Annotated in this window: 5 protein-coding genes; all 5 read right to left on the reverse strand. The window is 40.8% G+C overall.

Annotation, left to right across the window (positions count from 1 at the left end; translation table 11 throughout):
* On the reverse strand, positions 1–1,101 hold a 1,101-nt coding region (locus JL57_RS00320), incomplete at its 3' end, for a penicillin-binding transpeptidase domain-containing protein (protein ID WP_034140063.1).
* A gap of 83 nt (positions 1,102–1,184) precedes the next feature.
* Positions 1,185–1,613 carry a serine O-acetyltransferase gene (locus JL57_RS33135; protein ID WP_291299533.1) on the reverse strand — a complete coding sequence of 143 codons (429 nt, stop codon included), beginning with the start codon at positions 1,611–1,613 and terminating at the stop codon, positions 1,185–1,187.
* 225 nt (positions 1,614–1,838) lie between these two features.
* On the reverse strand, positions 1,839–3,005 hold the full coding sequence (rodA, locus tag JL57_RS00330) for a rod shape-determining protein RodA (protein WP_034140060.1): 1,167 nt from the start codon (positions 3,003–3,005) through the stop codon (positions 1,839–1,841).
* Between the two features lie 366 nt (positions 3,006–3,371).
* Positions 3,372–4,775 (reverse strand): ATP-binding protein, encoded by a 1,404-nt coding sequence (locus tag JL57_RS00335; protein ID WP_034140061.1) that lies wholly within the window; start codon positions 4,773–4,775, stop codon positions 3,372–3,374.
* Between the two features lie 26 nt (positions 4,776–4,801).
* Positions 4,802–5,491 carry a response regulator transcription factor gene (locus JL57_RS00340; protein ID WP_034140062.1) on the reverse strand — a complete coding sequence of 230 codons (690 nt, stop codon included), beginning with the start codon at positions 5,489–5,491 and terminating at the stop codon, positions 4,802–4,804.
* Positions 5,492–5,648 lie beyond the last annotated feature (157 nt).

Consider the following 5,648-nt stretch of genomic DNA (forward strand, 5'->3'; position numbering starts at 1 on the left):
CAAGGCCGCCATCGCTGTCACCATCTTGAAGGTTGATCCCGGTGCATACACCCCAGACAACGCTCTATTCAGGGAAGCCGCTGGCGCGATTTCATTTGTAAAATACTTCTCAAACATTGCCTCGGAAATAATGCCGGTCAAATCGTTAGGATCCATCCCAGGCCTAGAAGCCATAGCAAGAATCTTGCCTGAATTTACATCCATCACCACGGCAGCCCCAGATTTTGCATTGGGATTAGTGTTCTTTTGAACATCTGCAATCACTTGATCGAGGCTTTCTTCCACAACCTTTTGCAGATCCGCATCAATCGTCAATTGGACCGTCATTCCCGGTTCCGGTGGTTCGATTAATTGTTTAGAAACTGGGCGGGCTCGATTATCGACTTCAACTTGTTGAATGCCCTCTTTACCCCGCAACCAGAAGTCATAGGATTTCTCTACCCCCATCTTCCCAATCATATCCCCCTGAGCGTAGACAAATCCCGCCTTTTGGGCATCTGCATTTTGATTGAACTGTTCAATCTCCTTCTCCCCTATTTCACGAACATATCCCATGAGCTGACCAGCTAGAGTTGTTTGGGGGTAAGAGCGAAGCGGAACCGCATCCACACTCACGCCCGGGAGCTCATTCTGATGCTCAGCAATAATGGCTTGGAGCTCTTGAGGAACCTTAGCTAGAATCATAACGTTACGATAACGTTCCCACTGATGGTTCTGAGTAATAACCAATATATCTTCAGTAATTGATTCAATTGATAGATCGGGATAAGTCCAGTACGGTTTAATGTACCCTGCTAATCTCTTAATAACATCTTTCCAATTGCTTCCTTCGGATCGTTGCAAACCCATTAAATCTAGATTAAGAACAAACTCTGGAACACTTGTTACAAGAATCTTTCCATTTTTGTCCACAATATCTCCTCGTGTAGGGGGCACTTTGACAAGCTTCATGTAATTTCCTTCGGCCTTAGCGGCATAATATGAACCTTCGGAAATTTGCAAGCCCCAGATATTTACGGTTAAAATTATAAATATGAGGACTATTACACTGTTTAAGCCCCAAAGCCTATAGACATAAGGTTTCCGTTCTCTTTTATTGATCTCTAACCAACCTCCTTACGATGAAAGGTGCGAACTCTGTATCAAACCAATTTGCATATTCAAGTATGCGAGAAATGAAACATTTAAGTCCATTTCTCAATGTGTTTCTCAGAATCACCTGTTTTAGACTTCCCCTTTACTTTACGGCATGCCCTTTCATATCCTTTTACAACTAATTCTGAAGAATCATTTTCTGAGATTATCTTTGCTGGTATTCCTCCAACCGTAACATTACTCGGAACGTCTTTATTCACTACGGTATTGGCCCCTATGACTACGTTATCACCAACCGTTATCCCCCCGAATAATTTTGCACCGGGGATATACACATTATCCCCTATGATTGGGCACTTCCCCTTATAGAGCCCTATGTTGACCGCTGAATGAATTCTACAGTTTTTACCAACCCGCACATCGGGATGTACTACAATACTTCCCCAATGAGCAATACTAAGTCCAGGACCAAAGACGTGCCGAGGAATTGTAAAGCCTAGATTTATAGACAGTTTCATAAGTTTAAATTTCAAAACACTTAAATAAATTTTCCCTAAAATGTCCTTTCTGCATTGCTCATAATATTCCGCTTTCCTTAACATAAGCTGAAAATGTATGAGTGGTCGAGTAAACCTAAACCACCATCTGTACCGTATTTGATAATGAGCAGCTAAGTCGGCTGTAACATAGAGCTTATAATCTTGCTTGGATTGAATGATCTTAAACTACCCCCTAAGTCATATCTATTGAAATAACAACCGCTGACTTCTCAAATTAATACTTAGTAAGAGTCCTATTGAGATCATATTCGCCCACATGGCACTTCCGCCATAACTAATGAATGGCAAGGGTATGCCAGTAACCGGCATAATACCCGAATTCATGCCAACGTTGACAAGAATGTGAAATGAAATCATCGTTATTATTCCCGCTGCTATTAACACACCATACAAATCTCTCGCTTGCATGGCAATATTAATACCACGTATGAGGAAAATCAAAAAGAAAAATAGTAATATAATTACACCAATAAATCCAAATTCTTCACTAAAGACTGCAAAGATAAAGTCAGTATGATGTTCTGGTAGGAAACTTAGTTGTCCCTGTGTTCCTTGACGATACCCTTTACCCCATAACCCGCCGGAGCCAAGTGCCCACATCGATTGAAGAATATTATACCCATCTCCCGCACTGTCTGAAGCTGGGTTCATAAAAACAGTCAGTCTTTTCAACTGATAATCCTTCAAGGGTAGAGGCAATCCCTCGGCAAATTTGAGCCAACCGGGAAGGCTTGTAGAAAAATGCAGCCATAGTGCGATACCGACAGCTGTTACTCCTGTAAGTAATAACCCACAGAACTTACGAATATTCGCACCTGCAATAAGCATCATCCCTATAAATATTGCCGCGAACACTAGGCTTGTCCCTAAATCAGGTTGTTTGAAAATAAGGAGCATCGGGACTAATACATATAAAAAAGGCGCGATAAAATCTCTGAAACGATTCAGTTTACCCTGACGTTTTACTAAAAAATCTGCAAACGAAAGGATCATAAAAATTTTTGCAAATTCTGAGGGTTGGATTGAAAAACTTGAAGTGATGGGTATCCAGCGAGTGGCACCTTTTGCTTCACTTCCGAAAACAAAGACAGCTAAAAGCAATAGGATATTAAACCCATATATATACCCGCTGAATTTCTGTAACTCTTGGTAATCAATTCGAGTAACCATAATAGCTAAGAATATTCCGCTTAAAATCCACATTGCTTGAAGTTCGACATAATAATTGGGTTGCCCATTTACAAGATTATAAGACGCAGTGCTTAAGACAAAGAGGCTCGTGGCTAATAATAAGAGTACTGCCCCTACAAACGATAAGTCCAGATTTTTTAAATTTTGCTTATCAAACATTCCGACTCTCCTTTAATTTTGAAATCCAAACAACATCAAAACATAACTCACTCCTCTTATTACGTGAACATTTCATAGAAATTGTCACAATAAAGTAACAAGAGCGCGCTTATATTCTGAGGAAGAGTCTAAAATAAACAAGACTCCATTCTGGAGTCTATTGTGGCAAGGAAGTTTCTAGCAATCCTTTAGCCCAAATACCGGATTGCCAATTGTTCGAACTGCACCCTCTTATTTCCCAGTCGATTTAGTTTAGCGTTGTTTTATTACGTAGAAGTAACAGGTTTTTAACATTTCTGTTATAAACAAAAAAAAGACTGGGCATCGTCTTCTTTTTGCTTATAACTGGTTCAGTTAGGCTTAAATTTATGCTTGTTCAGCAGCTGGCAAGTAGATGGTGAAAACTGCTCCCTGATCGGGTTCACTTTCAACCAATACTTTTCCGTCATGCATTTCCATAATTTTTTTAACGATAGAAAGTCCCAAGCCCGTGCCGGTTCCACGCCTCAATCTAGATTTATCGACCTTGTAAAACCTTTCCCAAATATTTTCGAGCTCTTCTCGAGGAATACCTGATCCGTCATTTTTTACGGCTATAAAAGCATGCATATTCTTCATGCCCAACGTTACACTTACTTCACCACCCACTTCTGAATGGTTAATAGCATTGTCCAATAAATTCGTAAGAACCTGTTTAAGACGATCAATATTTCCCCGTACAATAATTGTTTGCTCTGGCGCATTAAGCGTTAGATTAATTTCCTTAGAATTGGCCATATATCTTAAGCGCTCAACGGTGATTTGAACAAGTTTATTCATGATTACATATTCCATTTCATCAAAGGTTTTAGTGGCTTCCATTCCTTTTAAGTCCAGTAACTCATCGACTAGGCGTCGGAGACGCTGGGATTCGTCAATAATGTTATTCAGATAGAGTTGCTCCTGTTCCTTTGACTTAACTAGCCCATCCAACACTGCCTCCGAAAAGCCCTGGATAACCGTTAAGGGCGTGCGCAACTCATGTGACACATCGGATAGAAGCTCCTGCCTTAGACGATCAATTCGTTCTATAGCCTCAATTTTTTCGCTAAGCTGACTTGACATGCGATTAAACGAGCGCGCAAGCCGCCCTACTTCATCATCGGAGGTAACCTCAATTTGCCGACCAAACTCACCTTCTGCAATATGGCGGGCTGTTTCTTCCATTTTTTCGAGGGGCCTAATCATCTTTCGGGACACAAGCATACTTAACACAGTCGCTAAAAAGATCCCGATCAATGTTCCCATCAGTGCAATTCCCCAAATATTGTTAACATGATGCTTCATGCTTTCTATAGAACTGAAAATAACCACCAGTCCAATAATCTGCTGATCTTTTTTTAAAGGAACAGCTACTAGAAACATCTCTTCACTGATCCCCCTGAGCTTACCGGAGAAAACGACATTTTCACCCCTAAGAACTCTCTCCTTAAAACCAGGCTCTAATAGCAAACTGCTCGACGACTGATCATTAGCCGGTTGACCATACAAGATGTTTCCATCTGGGTCCAGGATGGCAGTTTTAGCACTTAATACATTAGCTAAGATCTCTAACCTTTTGTCGATAGCGATGCTCTCTGTATCTTCATACTTATTGAAAATTAAGACGACCTCTTGCGCCTCATTTATGAAAAGCTGTGCGTGCTGATCATAGATGGCCGATTTAATCTGCTGTGCTTGAATCACTACTGAAAACAGAAAAACCCCTAGGACTATAAGCACAATTGCCAACCAAAGCTTGCTTACTAAGCTATTTCTTATCGACCACTTAATTCGAATTTGTAACCCACCCCTCTAACCGTTTGAATAAAGTCATAATAACCCAGTTGATTTTCGAGCTTAGCTCTTAAGCGATTGATGTGGGTGTCGACGGTGCGGGAATCACCGCAGTAATCATATTCCCAGACCATATTAAGTAACTGATCTCGACTATAGATTTGCCCAGGTCGCTTTGCCAAGCAATGCAACAGGTCAAATTCTTTAGCGGTTAAGTTTATCTTTAATCCACAAAGCTCGACTTCCCGAGTAATTTGATTGATCTTTAGACTAGGGTAGGAAAGGATATGTTCTTTACTTTGTTCCCCTTCCAACCTTCTGAGCACTGCCTTAACTCGAGCGCTAAGTTCACGCGCACTAAACGGTTTAACGACATAATCATCAGCTCCTAAATCAAACCCCAACACCCGATCATTTTCTTCCCCCTTGGCAGTGAGCATAATAATAGGAATCTTGGTTTCCTTTCTCAGTATCTTGCATACCGTCCAGCCATCTAATCCGGGCATCATTAGATCGAGAATGATAAGATCTAACTTATCTTTCCGAACCATCTCTATCGCACTGCTTCCATCCTCTGCCTGGTAAACTTCAAACCCATCCGCTTCAAGGTAGATACGCACAATTTCCCGAATCCGATCGTCATCGTCAGCTATCAAAATCTTACTGCTCAATGTCTTTCCTCCATCACTTCTTGCTTGTTGGAATACTTCTCTATTTAAGTGCTCATATCATTTTACTTTAACATTAATACATGAAGTTAACGGAATTCTAACAATTTTGTTAAATAAGCCCGTTCGGCCACTTTTCTGATATAGTACAAGTCTTACC

The sequence above is a fragment of the Desulfosporosinus sp. BICA1-9 genome (assembly GCF_000802135.1).

Bases quoted from the DNA above. Each gene is read 5' to 3' on its own strand.
- JL57_RS33135 (WP_291299533.1), bottom strand. From the start codon at position 1,613: ATGAAACTGTCTATAAATCTAGGCTTTACAATTCCTCGGCACGTCTTT.
- rodA (WP_034140060.1), bottom strand. From the start codon at position 3,005: ATGTTTGATAAGCAAAATTTAAAAAATCTGGACTTATCGTTTGTAGGG.